Origin of the sequence: Bartonella rochalimae ATCC BAA-1498 (assembly GCF_000706645.1) — a bacterium.
Taxonomy (GTDB): Bacteria; Pseudomonadota; Alphaproteobacteria; order Rhizobiales; family Rhizobiaceae; genus Bartonella; species Bartonella rochalimae.
Genome location: NZ_KL407337.1, coordinates 868,922 through 886,774, shown reverse-complemented (window position 1 = coordinate 886,774; position 17,853 = coordinate 868,922). Strand labels below are relative to the sequence as shown.

General features: G+C 34.0%; 16 protein-coding genes. 7 read left to right on the top strand and 9 right to left on the bottom strand.

Annotated features, from left to right (window positions below; genetic code table 11):
• Window positions 1-80 precede the first annotated feature (80 nt).
• From mdh to O99_RS03765, 3 genes are all read right to left on the bottom strand, one after another.
• On the bottom strand, window positions 81-1,043 hold the full coding sequence (gene mdh / locus O99_RS03775) for a malate dehydrogenase (protein ID WP_035006431.1): 963 nt from the start codon (window positions 1,041-1,043) through the stop codon (window positions 81-83).
• A 283-nt stretch (window positions 1,044-1,326) separates the two neighbouring features.
• Complete coding sequence (gene zapE, locus O99_RS03770; RefSeq protein WP_035006430.1) at window positions 1,327-2,493, bottom strand: cell division protein ZapE; 1,167 nt, start codon at window positions 2,491-2,493, stop codon at window positions 1,327-1,329.
• 137 nt (window positions 2,494-2,630) lie between these two features.
• A complete protein-coding gene (locus tag O99_RS03765; protein ID WP_035006429.1) occupies window positions 2,631-3,161 on the bottom strand; it encodes an AprI/Inh family metalloprotease inhibitor in 531 nt (176 codons plus the stop codon).
• A 263-nt stretch (window positions 3,162-3,424) separates the two neighbouring features.
• Between O99_RS03765 and dapF the strand changes: the two genes are divergently transcribed.
• From dapF to gloB, 5 genes are all read left to right on the top strand, one after another.
• The gene (gene dapF, locus O99_RS03760) at window positions 3,425-4,276 is read left to right on the top strand and encodes a diaminopimelate epimerase (protein ID WP_035006427.1); all 852 of its coding nucleotides are present in this window, start codon (window positions 3,425-3,427) and stop codon (window positions 4,274-4,276) included.
• Window positions 4,276-5,559: a tRNA (N(6)-L-threonylcarbamoyladenosine(37)-C(2))-methylthiotransferase MtaB gene (mtaB, locus tag O99_RS03755; RefSeq protein WP_035006425.1), complete on the top strand. Its 1,284-nt coding sequence runs from the start codon at window positions 4,276-4,278 to the stop codon at window positions 5,557-5,559. Before dapF ends, mtaB begins: the two co-directional genes overlap by 1 nt.
• A 14-nt stretch (window positions 5,560-5,573) precedes the next feature.
• Window positions 5,574-6,815, top strand: coding sequence for a signal recognition particle-docking protein FtsY (gene ftsY / locus O99_RS03750; RefSeq protein WP_051668852.1), 1,242 nt, complete (start codon window positions 5,574-5,576; stop codon window positions 6,813-6,815).
• Entirely contained in the window at window positions 6,812-7,486 is a 675-nt protein-coding gene (locus O99_RS03745; RefSeq protein WP_035006422.1) for a septation protein A, read from the top strand. The genes ftsY and O99_RS03745 overlap by 4 nt, the downstream gene beginning before the upstream one ends.
• 83 nt (window positions 7,487-7,569) lie before the next feature.
• Window positions 7,570-8,331 (top strand): hydroxyacylglutathione hydrolase, encoded by a 762-nt coding sequence (gloB, locus tag O99_RS03740; RefSeq protein ID WP_035006420.1) that lies wholly within the window; start codon window positions 7,570-7,572, stop codon window positions 8,329-8,331.
• 84 nt (window positions 8,332-8,415) lie between these two features.
• Here the strand turns inward: gloB and O99_RS03735 are convergent, their stop codons facing one another.
• The 6 genes from O99_RS03735 to rho form a co-directional block, all read right to left on the bottom strand.
• Window positions 8,416-9,324 (bottom strand): ParB/RepB/Spo0J family partition protein, encoded by a 909-nt coding sequence (locus O99_RS03735; RefSeq protein ID WP_035006418.1) that lies wholly within the window; start codon window positions 9,322-9,324, stop codon window positions 8,416-8,418.
• A 43-nt stretch (window positions 9,325-9,367) separates the two neighbouring features.
• Window positions 9,368-10,165 carry a ParA family protein gene (locus O99_RS03730; RefSeq protein ID WP_035006416.1) on the bottom strand — a complete coding sequence of 266 codons (798 nt, stop codon included), beginning with the start codon at window positions 10,163-10,165 and terminating at the stop codon, window positions 9,368-9,370.
• Window positions 10,162-10,821 (bottom strand): 16S rRNA (guanine(527)-N(7))-methyltransferase RsmG, encoded by a 660-nt coding sequence (gene rsmG / locus O99_RS03725; protein WP_035006415.1) that lies wholly within the window; start codon window positions 10,819-10,821, stop codon window positions 10,162-10,164. The genes O99_RS03730 and rsmG overlap by 4 nt, the downstream gene beginning before the upstream one ends.
• The gene (mnmG, locus tag O99_RS03720; RefSeq protein WP_035006414.1) at window positions 10,821-12,689 is read right to left on the bottom strand and encodes a tRNA uridine-5-carboxymethylaminomethyl(34) synthesis enzyme MnmG; all 1,869 of its coding nucleotides are present in this window, start codon (window positions 12,687-12,689) and stop codon (window positions 10,821-10,823) included. Before mnmG ends, rsmG begins: the two co-directional genes overlap by 1 nt.
• Before the next feature lie 121 nt (window positions 12,690-12,810).
• Window positions 12,811-14,118 carry a tRNA uridine-5-carboxymethylaminomethyl(34) synthesis GTPase MnmE gene (mnmE, locus tag O99_RS03715; RefSeq protein WP_035006412.1) on the bottom strand — a complete coding sequence of 436 codons (1,308 nt, stop codon included), beginning with the start codon at window positions 14,116-14,118 and terminating at the stop codon, window positions 12,811-12,813.
• A gap of 25 nt (window positions 14,119-14,143) precedes the next feature.
• Window positions 14,144-15,409: a transcription termination factor Rho gene (gene rho, locus O99_RS03710; RefSeq protein WP_035006411.1), complete on the bottom strand. Its 1,266-nt coding sequence runs from the start codon at window positions 15,407-15,409 to the stop codon at window positions 14,144-14,146.
• 599 nt (window positions 15,410-16,008) lie between these two features.
• On the opposite strand from rho, the gene O99_RS03705 reads away from it, so the two are divergent.
• Together O99_RS03705 and O99_RS03700 are read left to right on the top strand one after the other, a co-directional pair.
• Complete coding sequence (locus O99_RS03705; RefSeq protein ID WP_257787860.1) at window positions 16,009-16,839, top strand: pyruvate, water dikinase regulatory protein; 831 nt, start codon at window positions 16,009-16,011, stop codon at window positions 16,837-16,839.
• Complete coding sequence (locus O99_RS03700) at window positions 16,836-17,432, top strand: Maf family nucleotide pyrophosphatase (protein WP_035006409.1); 597 nt, start codon at window positions 16,836-16,838, stop codon at window positions 17,430-17,432. Before O99_RS03705 ends, O99_RS03700 begins: the two co-directional genes overlap by 4 nt.
• Window positions 17,433-17,853 lie beyond the last annotated feature (421 nt).

The following is a 17,853-nucleotide window of genomic DNA, read 5'->3' as shown; positions in this document are numbered from 1 at the left end:
GTCCTTTTCTTCTATGAAACACTAAATTGATTCTCAAAACACTTAAGGTACCTTACTTTACCTAACAAAACTATTTTGAATCATCCGAGATTAGGTGCGATAGCAGCACATGTTTTACAAAGCTCGTGCACTGCATTTACTGATTTTTCAAAAGCAGATTTTTCAGTGTTATTCAAATCAATTTCAATGACTCGTTCAACACCACCAGCACCAATAACAACAGGAACACCAACATACGTATCCCTAACTCCATATTCACCTGAAAGATAAGCAGCAACAGGAAGAACGCGCTTAGTATCTTTTAAATAAGCCTCGGCCATTGCAACAGCAGAAGAGGCCGGTGCATAAAAAGCAGAGCCTGTTTTTAACAAATTCACAACTTCTGCCCCTCCATTCCTTGTACGTTGGATAATTTGATCAAGTTTCTCCTGCGTTGTCCAGCCCATCTTCACAAGATCAGGCAAAGAAATACCAGCAACAGTGGAATAACGGATCAGGGGGACCATCGAATCACCATGACCTCCCAAAACAAATGCTGTTACATCTTTAACAGAAACTTTAAATTCCTCAGATAAAAAATAACGAAAACGTGCTGAATCAAGAACACCAGCCATACCAATGACTTTTTGCGTTGGAAGACCAGAAAACTTTTGCAATGCCCACACCATTACATCGAGAGGATTGGTAACACAAATTACAAATGCTGAAGGCGCATATTTCTTAATTCCCGTGCCAACTTGTTCCATAACTTTTAAATTAGTAGCTAAAAGATCATCACGACTCATACCAGGTTTACGTGCAATACCTGCCGTTACGATAACAACATCAGCATCTGCAATAGCTTCATAAGTATTCGTTCCTGCTAAATTGACATCAAAGTTTTCAACTGGTGATGATTCTGCAATATCCAAAGCCTTACCCTGCGGTATTCCCTCTGCAATATCAAACAAAACAACATTTCCAAGTTCCTTAAGTCCTATTAAATGCGCTAAAGTACCACCAATCATACCTGAACCGATTAAAGCTATCTTCTTTCGTGCCATTTTTATTTCCTTTTACTAAGCGCAAAATCCCCCGCGCTAACAGATTAAATATTTTCCCTTAATCTAATCCTCTTTTTAACAAGACCACTTAGACATAAGATGATCAAAATTCATCAAACTTTCTTTTTACGACTAAAAACTGCTTCCTAAAATATTAAAGCAACCAATTACAATTGTATCGATAAAATGAATTTAAAAAAAATACAACAGAATTATTACAACATTTGTCAATTCAATAAGTTATTATTGAAGCAGTTTACGTAAAGGTAAAGTAAAGATTCGCTTATTTCTTTAACAATTGTTCTGCCCAAATATTGAGATAATCTTGGCTTTGCATTTCAAAAAGGCGCGACTGCGTTCTTTGAAACTCAAATGTTTCTATTGTCTGCGCCCGTCCTTTATATAATTGCCCAAGCTCTGCTTCTGCCGACATAAAGAGTCTTATGTTACGTTCATAAAGAACATCAATAAGCAAAATAAATCGTTTAGCTTCATTGCGATGTGCATCATCCATAACAGGAACATGATCAATAAAAATCGTATGAAAATGCTCTGCTAACGCCAAATAATCTGCTGCAGCTAAAGGCTTTATGCAAAGATCTCGATAATCAAAGCGTGCACATCCATCTCTAAAACGTGGAATATGAATAGAACGTCCCTTTACAGATAAATCATCTGATGTTTCCTTTTGACCTCGTAAAACGAATGTCCATGCTTGATCCATATTTTCATCTGCTGCTTGTCCCAATGGGGTGATATACACATGTTGTGGATTTGATTTTTCAAGACGATAATCCGTCTTTGCATCGAGATTAATAACACATACATGTTTTTTTAAAATTTGAATAAAAGGCATAAAAAGCTCTCGATTCAAACCATTGTAATAAAGATTATCAGGAGCGACATTTGACGTAGCAACAAAAATAACGCCTTGATTAAATAATGCAGTAATAAGACGACCAAGAACCATTGCATCCGCAATATCTGTCACCGTAAATTCATCAAAACAAAGCACATGTGCTTCTCGTGCCAAATCTTCTGCAACTGCTAAAATAGGATCATTTTGTTTGGATTTTGCATGTTTAAACGCTTGCCGATGTGCATCAATACGCTCATGTACATCAGCCATAAAATCGTTAAAATGAGCACGTTTTTTATTCCCTTCTGGCAAACAAGAGAAAAACAAATCCATGAGCATAGTCTTGCCACGCCCAACCTCGCCATAAATGTACAATCCCTGAACGAAATTATCAGTACCACATCGGTTTGAAGCATGAGAATGCGTTTGTTTCTTAAAAAAACGCCAAAACGTCCAAGGTCGAGAAATCTTTTGTGCTGAAATTTCTTGTAATAAATAATCAAAATGTTTTGTTAAATCCCGTTGAGCTGAATCGAAACTAATGTCTCCTTTGGAAACAAGCTCTTCATAGCGCGCTGAAACTAAAACCATCCAAAAATCCTTTTTTCAAATCATTCTGAACAAATGTAAATTTCATAGACATAAATGCTTTTTTGCATCATTTTGTGATTAAATAATGCAAATTCGTGCACGTAATATTTGCCTTTTTATAAGGAGTTTAAAATGATTTAACGGTCTAAAACAACGGGTTGATTATCCAACGTCCGTCCTTCCAAATAATCTTTCCCAAAAGAATAAAGAACCGCGACAACACTTCCAGATCGGTCATAAAAATATAATTTCTTTTCTTTAACAGCCCACGAATTCACTTTAGCAAATATTCTTGGACAATTTAAAGGACCGGCTCGATATCCTGAACCAAACTTTGTTTGTGGAGTTGCAATTCGACAAGACTTATTACCAATAGAGAGATTCCATACGCCAACAATATTTGTAGGAAACAAATCAACTGCATTGTCTGGTACTTCAAAGCGAGTTAACTGTGTGTCATCTTGAGCATATTCCTTTTCATAATTTGAGGAAGTTAACACTTCAGAATTTAATGTATCAGATGTTTCAGGCTCTAACAGTTGCTGAACAGGATAAAAAACTTCTGTTATGTTGTTTCCATCACTGTTACCAAACTGCGAACTTGCACAACCACTTAAGATCGCTATAATAAATAATACAATGAAAAATGAGATTTTTGGGAATGTCATATCTTCACTCTTTCTCATGACAATAATAAACTTACTTAAAAAACAAGCGAGCGTATTTTATGAAAATACGCTATTTTACAAAAATAAATTAATAAATAAGAAAAACCTAATAAAAAACATGTGATCATAACAAAAATTATTCATTTTGAAGAAAAACATTCACGTCCTTTCATTTTATTTCTGTCAATGCTGGTAATTTGTAAAATTTTCAGTCATTATATTCTTTGCTAGACTTACTATTGCACAAAAAATAGAGAAATCTTATGGAAACACCATTCAGCAAAATGAACGGTCTTGGAAACAAAATTATTGTTGCTGATATGCGTGAAAGCACACATAATATTACACAGCAAGCAATTCTTGCTCTAGCTAAAAATCCACAAACATATTTTGATCAACTTATGACGATTCACCCCTCAATTAAAAATGAAATTAATTTTCGCATTGAGATATGGAATTCGGATGGTTCAAAAGCACAAGCTTGTGGTAATGGTACGCGTTGCGTTATCGAATGGCTGACGAAACATAATCTTGGTGAAAGCTTTCAATTAGAAACACCTGCTGGTATTGTTGAAGGGAAACGTCAAGCTAATGGTCTAATCTCTGTTAATATGGGACGCCCAAATTTTGATGCAAAAAATATGCCTATTGCTCGTGAAGTCGCTGATACCAATCACGTAGAAATAAGAGCCGGACCTTTAAAAGATGCTTCTCTTGTTTCTATTGGAAATCTTCATGCTATTTTTTTTGTTGAAAATAATATTGAGCATATTCCTTTAGAAAAATATGGACCAAAACTTGAAAATGACCCACTTTTTCCGGAACGGTGTAATATCTCCATTGCTTCTGTAACATCACGAAACAGTTTAATTTTACGAACATGGGAACGTGGAGCAGGTTTAACAAAAGCCTGTGGCAGTGCAGCTTGCGCCAGTGCAGTAACAGCTTACCGCCGCGGATTAACAGAACGTTGTATTGATGTTAATTTACTGGGAGGAAATCTTTCTATTCTTTACCAAGAAGATGATCACGTCATTATGACTGGTCCTGTAGAATATGAATTTAGCGGTCTTTTAAACCCTTTAACAGGAGACTACAAAAAGGATTCTTTTTAATGACAATAGAAATTGTGACTTTTGGTTGTCGACTCAATAGTTATGAATCAGAAATCATACGCAAAGAAAGTACTTCTGCTGGTCTTAATGAACTTAAAGGTGGTGCTATTATTTTTAATACCTGTGCCGTCACCGCTGAAGCTGTACGACAAGCAAAACAAGCAATTCGAAAAGCGAAGCGCAAAAATCCTCATGCGTGTATTATCGTCACGGGATGTGCAGCACAAACAGAAGCAAAAAATTTTTCTCTGATGAAAGAAGTCGACCTCATTTTAGGCAATGAAGAAAAACTCCATGCTCATTCCTACCGTCAACTTCCTGATTTCGGCATTAATCATGATGAAAAACTGCGTGTTAATGATATTATGGAAGTTCATAAAATTGCACCACATATGATTAATGCATTAGAAGGACGCACACGTGCTTTTGTCCAAGTACAAAATGGATGCGATCATCGTTGTACATTTTGCATCATTCCTTATAGCCGCGGACGATCACGTTCAGTCCCTATGGGCATCATTATTGAACAAATTAAACAACTTGTAGGCAATGGTATTCAAGAGATTGTTTTAACAGGTGTTGATCTCACAAGTTATGGTCCTGACTTACCTGGAAAAATCACTTTAGGAAAATTAGTTTCAACTATTTTACACCATGTTCCTGATTTGCCACGATTGCGTCTTTCATCCATTGATTCTATCGAAGCAGATCAAGAGTTGATTAATCTTTTAGCATATGAAAAAAGAATCATGCCACACTTGCATTTATCCTTACAAGCAGGTGATAATATGATTTTAAAAAGGATGAAACGACGACACTTGCGTGAAAATGCAATTCAGTTTTGCCAAGATTTACGAGCTAAACGCCCTACAATAGTTTATGGTGCTGATCTAATTGCTGGCTTTCCTACGGAAACAGAAGAAATGTTTCAAAATAGTCTGGCTTTAATTCATGAATGTGGTTTGACACATCTCCATGTTTTTCCCTTCAGCCCAAGAGAAGGAACACCAGCTGCGCGTATGCCACAAATTAGTCGTGAAATAATTAAAATTCGTGCTGAAAAATTACGTAAAGAAGGGGAAAAAGCTTACCAAAAACATCTTATTTATTTAAAAAATAGCCAACAAGCAATTCTTGTCGAAAGAGATGGAATTGGACGAACAGAAGATTATACACTTACACAAATTAAAGATGTTAAAGCTGGAGCAATCGTTAAAGCTCTCATTGTTGATCACGATGGAAATAAATTAATTGCCACACTTCCTGAATCGAATGCAGCCTAAGCAGGAAAGCCCTCATGAAAAAGTCTTTTATCAAAAAAATACTCTCTTTTAATACATCTAAGGAAAAAATAATAAAAAAAGAGCAGCCTCTTATCTCCCATGAAATCAGTGAAGAAGAGCAAAATGAATATAAAAGTGAAAAGATAAACAGCAAATATTCTTCCATAGATGCACAAAAAGAAGAATGCGAGCAAAAGAAAATACAAAAGACAACACTTATCGAATCTAGTGAAAAAATTGCTCTTCCTGAAAAATCTTCTCGTAAAGTGATTGTTACTGATACAATTATAGAAAAAAATGAAAAGCCTTTATCCGCCTTAACCGTTGAACAAAAAAAAGCAGCATGGTTTGAGCGCCTAAAAAAAGGATTATCTCGTTCTTCACAACAATTAAGTGATTCAATTGGTACGCTTTTTGTCAAGAAAAAACTCGATGAAAACACATTACAAGAATTAGAAGATATTCTCATTCAAGCAGATCTCGGTATAGAAACAACCACACGCATTATTGATATCTTATCAACGCGTTATTATGAAAAAAATTTGTCACCAAAAGATATTTATACTATTGTAACTAACGAAATCAAAAAGGTACTTGAGCCAATTGCATTTCCATTAGAAATTGATCTTAACCACAAACCCCATGTTATCTTACTCGTCGGTGTAAATGGAACCGGAAAAACCACAACCATTGGAAAATTAGCGGCTAAACTAACTATGGGAGGTCTAAAAGTTATGCTTGTTGCTGGAGACACGTTTCGCGCTGCAGCTGTTGAACAATTACATATTTGGGGGGAACGTGCTAAAGCTCCTGTTTTTTCAACAAAACTTGGTGCTGATGCTGCAAGCTTAGCTTTTGATGCTTATGAAAAAGCTAAAAAAGAAAACTATGATGTTTTGCTTATTGACACAGCGGGACGTTTACAAAATAAAATTGAATTAATGGATGAATTAGCAAAAATTATTCGTGTTTTGGGTAAACATAATCCTCAAGCACCTCATACTGTTCTTCAAACACTTGACGCGAGCACTGGGCAAAATGCTCTCAACCAAGTGAATGTTTTTCGTGATATAGCTGGTGTAAATGGTTTAGTTATGACAAAACTTGATGGTACTGCGCGCGGAGGAATTCTTGTTGCCATTGCATCTAAACATAAAATTCCCGTTCATTTTATTGGTGTAGGCGAAAATGTTGAAGATCTTGAACCTTTTTCTGCCTCTGATTTTGCTGAAGCTATTATAGGAAAATACACATGAAATTTTCTCTTTTCAAACCAAATGCAGATAATGACTCTAATTTGAAAAAAAACAATAACATGCAAAAAAAACCGTCTTTGCCAATTCTTAAATTTCTTTTAGAAATGGGTCCGTTAGTTGTTTTTTTCCTTGCTAATTATAAAGGTGAGTGGTTGATAAAGAATATCGCGCTTTTTAAAGACTTTGATAAACCTATCTTTCCCGCAACAGCTCTTTTTATGATAGCAATTACTCTTGCCTTAAGCTTATCGTGGTTTCTTACACGTGTAATTCCTGTAATCCCACTTATTTCAGGAATATTCATCCTTGTTTTTGGTTTTCTAACTCTTTGGCTTCACGATGATACTTTTATTAAGATGAAACCTACAATCATTAATGGCCTATTTTCTTTTATTTTATTTGGTGGTTTATTCTTTAAAAAACCCCTTTTGCGTTATGTTTTTGATTCTGGTCTGAAAATTGACGAGTCTGGATGGAACAAACTCACCTATAATTGGGCATATTTTTTTATTTTTCTTGCTGTTCTAAATGAAATCATCTGGCGAAATTTTAGCGATAATTTTTGGACCAATTTTAAAGTCTTTGGCGTTATGCCTCTAACATTTCTCTTTATGCTGACACAAATGCCTCTTATCATAAAACATTCAAAAAATTTAACAAAAGAAGATTAATAATCCTATTCTTACATCGCGCATCGAGAATTTATCACTATGAATTGCTTCATAAATTTAACATTATACCGTAGAGAAGATAGATGTTAATTGAACAATTTATCTGTCGAGAAGATAATTTTGGCATTCTCATTCACGATGAAAAAAGTGGGTGTACTGCTGCAATCGATGCGCCTGAAGGCAAAGCAATTTATAATATGTTGAAGAAGCGTAACTGGACACTTCAATTTATTTTTGTCACTCATCATCATTATGATCATGTAGAAGCACTGGCAGAATTAAAACAAGCTTATAATGCTATGATTATTGGACCAGCAGCAGAAAGCAAAAAAATTACTCCTCTTGATCATACACTACAACCTGATGAAACATTTTGTTTTGGTACACAAACTCTTATGGCCCTCTCAACACCTGGCCATACATTAGGAGCATTATCCTATTATTTTCCTCAAGCTAAATTACTCTTTGCTGGAGATACACTTTTCTCACTCGGTTGTGGACGTCTTTTTGAAGGAACCCCTTTAAAAATGTTAACATCTTTAAAAAAACTCCGTCAACTTCCTGATGAAACAATCCTTTATTGTGGACATGAATATACCGAAAAAAATGCTCTTTTTGCATTGACGATTGATCCACAAAATAGAAAACTTCATCAAAGAGCAGAAGAAGTTTTTTCGTTACGTGCCCAAAACGCTATGACCTTGCCAACAACTTTAGGAAAAGAAAAAGAAACAAATCCTTTTCTTCGTTGGGATGATCCCATTTTACGAAAAAACCTCGCAATGGAAAAAGCAACAGATGAAGAAGTTTTTGCTGAAATCCGTAAAAGAAAAGATCATTTTTAACTTTATTTACGATAATGTCCTTTTTTAAAATAGAAAAATTCGAGATTCAATTTTAAATATATCAATTGGATTTATATCTTTAAATTAGTTTTGTAAACGCCGACAAATATCATCTAATTGTTCTAATGATGAGTAATGAATCTTCAAATTACCACCTTTTTTACCATGTCTAATGATGACTTTCATTCCAATCACATCAGTAAGCAATTTTTCTAAAGATTGTGTTTCCATATCTTTTCTTACTAAAGTCTGTTTTTTAATCTTAGAATTTCCATATTCTTGTGCAAGTATTTCTGTTTGGCGTACAGAGAGTCCTTCATGGATAATCTTTTCTGCTAACTCTTGTGGATTTTCAACTGTAATAAGGCAACGTGCATGACCCGCTGAAATATGACCATCTATCAAAAATTGTTGCACTTTTTGTGGGAGTTTCAACAAGCGAAGAGTGTTTGTGACATGGCTACGACTTTTTCCAATAATTTCTGCTAAATCTGCTTGAGTATATCCGTGTTCATTCAATAAAAGCTCATATCCTATCCCTTCTTCAATAGGATTAAGGTCAGTTCGTTGAACATTTTCGATAATTGCTAATTCCAAAGCAGTCTTATCATCTACATCGCGAATAATAACTGGTACTTGATTTAAATTGGCTCGTTGTGCAGCTCGCCATCTCCGTTCACCAGCAATTAATTGAAATTGATTAGGATGAGTACGTGAAGGTCTAACAATAATAGGTTGAATAATACCATGTTGACGAATTGATTGTACTAAGTCATCAAGTTCCGAATCAGTAAACTGACGTCTTGGATTATTTGGATTACGGGAAATAAATTCAATAGGAACAAACTTTTCAGAAGCTATAGGAGCAACACTCGGTTTCGACGTGAACTTATCAAAACTCGCCGAATACGCAGGATTACCGTTTAAGTTGATCTCCCCAATCAATGCTGCTAGCCCGCGTCCCAGTCTTTTTTTTGATTGATCATCACTCATAATTTTTCTCTTTAAATTTTTTACAATTATTTCTTTACACTTTCTAAGCTGCAGCTTGCGCTTGTTTTTCACGTTGAATAACTTCCGACGCCAACCGCAGATAGGCTTGGCTACCAGCACATTTGAGGTCATAAAGCAGTACTGGTTTTCCAAAAGAAGGAGCTTCAGAAACACGTACATTACGAGGAATAACAGTACGATAAACTTTTTCTCCCATAAAAGAGCGAACATCCTCGACAACTTGATTTGAAAGATTATTTCGCCCATCATACATTGTTAAAACAATACCCTGAATTTCTAAAGATGTGTTTAAAATAGACCTTACTTGTTTCACAGTTTCAAGTAATTGGCTTAAGCCTTCAAGAGCTAAAAATTCACACTGCATTGGAACGAGAACAGAGTTTGCAGCCCCCATAGCATTTAATGTCAAAAGATTGAGAGAAGGAGGACAATCAATTAAAATATAATTAAATTTTTTGGCTATTTTGGAATCATGACAAAGAGCCTTACGCAATCTTTGAATACGATCTTGTGAAGAAGCAATTTCCATTTCAATGCCTAATAAATCAAGTGTAGATGGAACAATATGGAGATTAGGTACCGCTGTTTCTAAAGCAGCATCTGCAACTGAGATTCCAGAAACCAAAACATCATAAGATGATAAAGGACGACTATTCCGATCAATTCCCAATCCTGTACTTGCATTTCCTTGTGGATCAATATCCATAATAAGAATGTTTTTACCAATAGCAGCCAAAGCTGTTGCAAGATTAATTGTCGTTGTTGTTTTACCTACCCCACCTTTTTGATTTGCAATAGCGATAATTCGTGTTTCGCTCATTTTGCTTTACCCTTTTTACATGATCGAACATGAGAAATTTCTAAGATAACAGAATTTTTATCAATTTTACTTTCATGTTTTAGCAGATCAAAGCGCCAATTGGCAGTAGCATTTTTTATTTCTTTAACGTAATCCCTACCTTTTTGCAAAAGAGCAACTGTTTTTTGTGTTAACCAAGGTGACATAAGATGTAAAAGAGTGTCTAATGAAGCTAAACCTCTTGCTGTTAAAATATCCGGTGTTTTTATTTTTTTATAGACATCTTCGATTCTACAATGATGAACTGTTGCTGGAAGATTAAGTTTTGCTATAACATTTTGTAAAAAAGCTGCTTTTTTCCCATTGCTTTCTACTAAATCAATATGCCCACCTTTTTTTTCTTTGAGAAAAATAGCAAGAACAATGGCGGGAAAACCTCCTCCTGATCCAAGATCACACCAGTGTAGAAATTGACTTTTCAAAGGATAAATTTGTGCAGAATCTAAAATATGACGTTTCCATAAAACTGGTATTGTTGTGGCAGAAATCAAATTAATATGTATATTCCATTGAATTACGAGAGATTCAAATTCTATTAAATGCTTCATCGTTTCACGTGAAACAGAGGGTATTATTTCTAAAATATCTTGATATTTTTGTTCTGTAGAAATAACCATTAAGCTAATTTCGCTTTTTCACGTCGTTGACGTTGAATATATGTAAGGATTAGAGATAATGCTGCTGGTGTCATACCATCAATTTTTTGTGCATCAGCAATTGAACGCGGCGATATTTGTTGAATTTTTGTTTTTAACTCATTCGAAAGACCAGAAATTTCTTGAAAATTAAGAGAAGAAGGTATTTCTAAATGCTCATCGCGTTGAAGAGCTATAATATCTTGTGTTTGTCTTTTTAAATAGACCGCATACTGAGCTTCAATTTCCAAAGCTTCAACTATTTTGGCATCGATTGAATGCAATTGTGGCCAAAAATATGCAAGACGTGCTACATTCATATGAGGGTAAGCTAAAAGATCATAAGCAGAACGTCTAACTCCATCACGATTTATTTGCAAGCCATGAACAAATGCTTCATTAGGCGTTAAAAAAAGTTTTTGACACATTAAACGTGCTTGATCAAGATGGTGTTGTTTTTGTTGATAGCAACTCCAACGAGTCTGACTCACAATACCCCATTCTTGTGCTAAAGGTGTTAAGCGGGTATCTGCATTATCAGCTCGAAGTGATAAGCGAAATTCAGCTCGCGATGTAAACATTCGATAAGGTTCACAAACCCCACGTAAAATTAAATCATCTACCATAACACCAATATAAGCTGTAGAACGACTTAAAATAATTTCTTCCAAACCACCAACCTTACGAGCGGCATTTAATCCAGCTAAAAGACCTTGAGCTGCAGCTTCTTCATAGCCTGTTGTACCATTTATCTGTCCTGCTAAGAATAAACCTGGCAAAGATCGTAATTCTAAAGTTTTGAACAGTTGTCTAGGATCAACAAAATCATATTCGATTGCGTAACCAGGTTGTAAAATCTCAATATTTTCCAAACCTTCAATTGTTCTCAAAAAAGAGAGTTGTATCTCTTCAGGAAGAGATGTGGAAAGACCATTTGGATAAATCGTATTATTCTCTAATCCTTCTGGCTCTAGAAAAATTTGATGTCCATCACGATCACCAAATTTGATAATTTTGTCTTCAATTGAAGGACAATATCGCGGTCCTAATCCTTCAATGGCTCCAGAATATAAAGCTGATTTATGAATATTTTCACGAATAATTTGATGTGTTTTTTCATTTGTTCGTGTTATGGCGCATTCAATTTGAGGTTGTTCAATTTTTTCTGTCAAAAAAGAAAATGGAACAGGGTCTTCATCAGCCTGTTGTTTAGAAAGTTTATTCCAAAAAATTGTTTTTTTATTAAGCCGAGCAGGTGTTCCTGTTTTTAATCGTCCAAGATTTATACTATAATTCTTTAAGCGTTCGGCGAGTTGTATACTTGATTTTTCGCCCATACGACCAGCAGGCCATGTTTTATTGCCAATATGGACTAATCCACGCAAAAATGTACCTGTTGTTAAAACAACGGCATTCGAAAAAATACTTCCTTGTTTTTTTAAAACAACACCTGATACGCGATTATCTTTAACAATTAGATCAATAACTTCATCTTCAATAAGAATTAAATTATCTTGTTCCTGCAAAAGTTGTTGAATTTTATTTTTATATAATTGTCTATCTGCTTGTGTCCGTGGACCTCTTACTGCTGGTCCCTTTTTTCTATTAAGAAGTCTAAATTGAATTCCAGCAGCATCTGCTGCTTGCCCCATTAAACCGTCTAAAGCATCTATTTCACGAACCAAATGCCCTTTTCCAAGTCCGCCAATAGCGGGATTGCATGACATTGTTCCAATTGTTGATATTTGATATGTAATAAGTGCTGTTTGAGCTCCAACACGCGCTGAAGCCGAAGCTGCTTCACAACCAGCGTGTCCACCTCCTATAACAATGACATCATATGATTGCATTTAATTCATTCCATACAGAATTGATTTTAAATTTTATATAAACAAAACTTATAAAATACATAATCTTGTTAATCTGTCTATAAAATAATTACAGAAGAACTGGAATGTTTCACGTGAATCATCATTTACCAACACAAAATTCTGAAAAAATAACGTCAAGTAAATCTTCAACATCAATATCACCTACAATTCGCCCAAGTATATGACTTGCACGACGAAGATGTTCTGCACATAAACTTAAATCAAGAGAAGTAGAATTCATAGATGCATTAATTTCTTCAGCAGCTTCCTTCAATAATTGAAGCTGCCTTTTTCTTGCTGGAATAGCATCTCCAATTTCAGTAGCACGACGTAAACAAAATAATTCTATCTCTTTTATAAAATAATCAAAATTTAAACCACTTAATGTCGAAAATTGTATTGGCCAACGTGCTTTATTTCCTTCACAAAGATCAAGTTTATTACCTACATGCCAAATTTCAGCTGATGTTTTTGGTAAATTAATCTCTTGAGGATTATTCATATCATAAACAAAAATAACTAAGTCAGCTTCCACAATATGCTGTTTTGCTTTTTCAATTCCCAAAAGCTCAATCGTATTTTCTGTTTTCCTTAAACCAGCCGTATCTGTAAAAAGAACAAGTAAACCACTCAATACCAATCTAACTTCTAAAGCATCACGTGTTGTTCCTTCTTCTTCTGATACAATAGCAACAGATCTCCCAGAAAGACGATTAAGAATACTCGATTTTCCAGAATTTGGAGCACCTACTATAACAATTTTAATTCCATCACGCAAAATACTTGCACGTTCTCCTGCAGAAATATGTTCACACAACGAATGATAAAGTTTTTTTATATCTTTCCAAACTTTATCAGATACTGAATTAGGAATATCATTCTCATCAGAAAAGTCGAGTTCTGCTTCTATTAAAGCACGTGCTGTTATAAGTATGTGGCGCCAATCACGATAAAGTTTTGTTAAAGTACCACTCGTACCCATAACAGCTAAACGTCGCTGACTTTCTGTTTCTGCTTGAATTAAATCAGCAAGGCTTTCTGCTTGAATTAAATCTAATTTACCCTCAATAAATGCTCGACGCGAAAATTCTCCTGCCTCTGCAAGACGACATTCTTCAAATGTAGTTAATTCATCAAGAAAGCGATTAACAACTGCTTTACTTCCATGTAAATGAAACTCGGCACAATCCTCTCCTGTAAAACTATGAGGAGCAGGAAAAAAAACAGTTAAGGCAGAATCTAAAAAACTTCCGTCACGAGCAGTAAGGTTACCATAATGCATTAAGCGCGCTTTAGGTAAACAACCACAAAGTGTTTTTACAATATATTTCACACGAGGGCCAGAAAGGCGAACAATTGCAACCCCTGAAGGCAACAATCCACTTGAAATAGCAAAGATTGTATCCACAGGATTAATCCTAATCCAAAAAAATTTACGTGTTCATTGAATCAAAAAATTCGCTATTATTTTTTGTTTGTTTTAATTTATCAATTAAAAATTCAAGAGCATCTGTTACACTCATAGGTGCTAATATACGACGAAGAACAAAAATCTTATGTAAATCTTGACGAGCTACTAAAAGATCTTCTTTACGTGTTCCTGATTTAATAATATCCATAGCTGGAAAAGTACGCTTATCAGCAACTTTACGGTCAAGAACAATTTCTGAGTTACCAGTCCCCTTAAACTCTTCAAAAATAACTTCATCCATGCGACTTCCCGTATCTATTAAAGCTGTTGCTATAATAGTTAAAGATCCTCCTTCTTCAATATTACGAGCTGCACCAAAAAAACGCTTAGGACGTTGTAAGGCATTTGCATCCACACCACCTGTTAAAACCTTTCCTGATGAAGGAACAACAGTATTATATGCGCGTCCAAGACGTGTAATTGAATCAAGAAGAATAACAACATCACGTCCATATTCAACTAATCTTTTAGCTTTCTCAATAACCATTTCAGCGACTTGTACGTGACGTATTGCTGGTTCATCAAAAGTAGAAGAAACAACTTCCCCTTTTACAGAACGTTGCATATCAGTAACTTCTTCTGGACGTTCATCTATTAATAAAACAATAAGATAACATTCAGGATGATTTGTTGTAATAGAACGAGCAATATTCTGTAATAAAACTGTTTTTCCTGTTCGTGGTGGTGCAACAATCAATCCCCTTTGTCCTTTTCCTAGAGGAGATATCAAATCAATTACTCGTGATGACATATCTTTATCCGTAGGATTTTGCACTTCCATTTGAAAACGCTCATTTGAATAAAGAGGAGTAAGATTATCAAAATGAATTTTGTAACGAATTTTTTCAGGATCTTCAAAATTAATTTTATTAACTTTAAGGAGGGCAAAATATCTTTCTCCTTCCTTTGGTCCTCGTATTGGTCCCTCGACGGTATCTCCTGTTTTTAATGAAAAATTTTGTATCTGTGTTGGTGAAAGGTAAATATCATCTGGTCCTGGAAGATAATTAGCATCAGCAGATCGAAGAAATCCAAATCCGTCTTGTAAAACTTCAACAACACCTTCGCCTATAATTTCTACATTTTGTAAAGTAAGTTTTTTTAAAATAGCAAACATTAATTCCTGTTTGCGCATTAAAGAAGCATTTTCAACTTCCAATGTTTCAGCAAAAGAAACAAGTTCAACTGGATTTTTACTTTTTAGCTCTTGTAATTTCATTTCCTGCATAAAACATGCTCTTTGATTAATGGGGGAACTGTTTCTAGAGTTTTTAAAAGGATAAAGAATATTCCTCTAGATAAGGACGTTATATACTCAACTCTTTTAAACTGCAAGCATTACTCAATCACGAATATTAAAGAAAAAACAAATTTGTTCTGTAAGAAGGTATTTTTTCATAAGCTATTTTAGGAAAATTATATTATTTTATTTTTTTATAAAACGAATATGGAATTTTATTTAAGTTCGTTAGAGTTTAAGAGCTGATATATCTAATCACTTAGATACCACTTGGAATATATTAAATTTTTTTTGAGATATAATTTAATAAAGTTAAAATTTTGAAGGGATTATTCTTATTAAAATCTGTGTTTAATGTGGATTATTATTTATCCTTCATTTATCCTCAATTTTATCAACAAGGAAAAAGAAAAAAAACAATAATAAATAACTGTTTAAAGATATTATCCTTGTTTTTTTCAATAAGATAAATTTATTTATTATTGTTTTTAAATTTGTGCATAATAATAATAATAAATTTCTAAATTTTAGCTTTTTAAAATTTATAAAATTTTATACACACTGATTAACAAAGGATTAAATTTTCTGTGGGTGAAAAAAAATTTCATTTGTATATGATTTCTGATGCGACGGGAGAAACATTAATTTCTGCTGGAAGAGCTGTAGCATCGCAGTATAAAATAAGAAAAGTTATAGAACATGTTTATCCAATGATTCGCAGTAAAATGCAGTTGCAGCGAGTCATTAATGAGATAGAAAAAGAACCAGGAATTGTTCTTTACACGATTATTGATAAAGAAATTAAACAATTGATTGATGAAGCCTGCGCAAAAATATCTGTCCCTTGTGTTGATATATTAGACCCTATTTTAAATGTCTTTCAATCTTATATTGGAAAACCTAAAAATTTACGTGTAAGTGCACAACATGAACTTAATGCAGATTATTTTCGTCGTATTAAAGCTTTAGATTTTACAATAGAACATGATGATGGGCAATCTCCAGATAGTTTATTAGATGCGGATGTAATTCTTATAGGTATTTCAAGGACCTCTAAAACACCAACCAGTATTTACTTAGCAAATCGTGGAATTAAAACTGCTAATGTTCCTCTTGTTCAGGGAATTAATTTACCTCAAACTATTTTTGAAGCAAAGAACGCCTTAATTGTTGGTTTTATTGCTTCAGCTGAAAGAATTTCACATATTCGTGAAAATAGAGATTTGGGAGATGGTTTTTCTTTTGAAAGCTACACTGATCGCATTAGCATAGCTGAAGAACTTATTTACACAAAACGTATTTGTGAACGTTTTGGTTGGCCTATTATTGATGTTACAAGACGTTCTATTGAAGAAACAGCTGCAGCAGTTTTTGAGCTTTTATCGCAATTTCGTGAAGGAAAGGAGAAGAAAATATGATGAAAAAAATATTAATATTAGCATCTCTTAGTCCTTATCGCGCTCAGTTGTTAAAGAGAGCTGGTTTAAGTTTTTCTGTTGAAGGAGCTTCTTTTGATGAGAGAGAAATAGAAAAAACAGCAAAAATAAAAACTCCTCAAGAACTCTGTTGTTTTCTTGCTAATATGAAGGCAAAAAATGTTTCTGGTCGTTTTCCTGATGCATTCGTTATTGGTTGTGATCAAGTTTTCGATTTTGAAGGTCAAATTTTTCATAAGGTAAAAAATGATGAGGAAGCACGTCAACGTTTACATATGTTATCAGGAAAAAAACATTCTCTTCATAGTGCCATTGCTTTAGTTCAAAATGGTAAAAAAATTTGGTCTGAGGTTTTTAGCGCTCATATGACAGTGCGTCCTCTCTCACTAAAATTTATCGAAAATTATTTAAAGTGTGTAAAAAAAGATGTTTTAAGAAGCGCAGGAATCTATCAGATTGAAGGAGAAGGAATCCATCTTTTTGAAAAAATCGAAGGGGATTTCTTTACTATTATTGGTTTACCTTTATTACCTTTATTAATCAAATTACGTCATTTAGGAATTATTGATAGCTAATTTGATAAAAAACGGTAAAAAGAAAATATGTTTGTGCATTTTTATTGTTAGTTATTCGATTTATCATTCAAAATCGCCAAAAATCCACGATTTTTAGCTCAAACAATAAGCTTACTATAATTTTCTTGTAAAAAAAGTAACATTTGGAAAATTAAAAAATTTGCTTATATTTGCTATTTGCAAAAATGAGAAATTTTTGTGAAAGTAATGCTTTATTATATAAGAAAAATATTTTCCATTTAGTAATCTATAAAGATCAGATGATTACAATTGTTAGTATTGTTAATATACTATGATTTAAGAAAAAGATTACGTTATAAATCATGGTAATTATAGTTTTTATGCTAATTTGACGGCTTTTATTATAGACGACTTGCGGAAACAGTGTTCATTTTTACAGATAGTGATTGCAAATATTCTT

Coding starts and splice junctions, on each gene's coding strand:
- O99_RS03735 (WP_035006418.1), bottom strand. CDS start 9,324: ATGAGTGATGATCAATCAAAAAAAAGACTGGGACGCGGGCTAGCAGCA.
- O99_RS03700 (WP_035006409.1), top strand. CDS start 16,836: ATGATGAAAAAAATATTAATATTAGCATCTCTTAGTCCTTATCGCGCT.
- mnmG (WP_035006414.1), bottom strand. CDS start 12,689: ATGCAATCATATGATGTCATTGTTATAGGAGGTGGACACGCTGGTTGT.
- zapE (WP_035006430.1), bottom strand. CDS start 2,493: ATGGTTTTAGTTTCAGCGCGCTATGAAGAGCTTGTTTCCAAAGGAGAC.
- mdh (WP_035006431.1), bottom strand. CDS start 1,043: ATGGCACGAAAGAAGATAGCTTTAATCGGTTCAGGTATGATTGGTGGT.
- O99_RS03745 (WP_035006422.1), top strand. CDS start 6,812: ATGAAATTTTCTCTTTTCAAACCAAATGCAGATAATGACTCTAATTTG.
- O99_RS03730 (WP_035006416.1), bottom strand. CDS start 10,165: ATGAGCGAAACACGAATTATCGCTATTGCAAATCAAAAAGGTGGGGTA.
- rho (WP_035006411.1), bottom strand. CDS start 15,409: ATGCAGGAAATGAAATTACAAGAGCTAAAAAGTAAAAATCCAGTTGAA.
- gloB (WP_035006420.1), top strand. CDS start 7,570: ATGTTAATTGAACAATTTATCTGTCGAGAAGATAATTTTGGCATTCTC.
- mtaB (WP_035006425.1), top strand. CDS start 4,276: ATGACAATAGAAATTGTGACTTTTGGTTGTCGACTCAATAGTTATGAA.
- ftsY (WP_051668852.1), top strand. CDS start 5,574: ATGAAAAAGTCTTTTATCAAAAAAATACTCTCTTTTAATACATCTAAG.
- O99_RS03765 (WP_035006429.1), bottom strand. CDS start 3,161: ATGACATTCCCAAAAATCTCATTTTTCATTGTATTATTTATTATAGCG.
- rsmG (WP_035006415.1), bottom strand. CDS start 10,821: ATGGTTATTTCTACAGAACAAAAATATCAAGATATTTTAGAAATAATA.
- dapF (WP_035006427.1), top strand. CDS start 3,425: ATGGAAACACCATTCAGCAAAATGAACGGTCTTGGAAACAAAATTATT.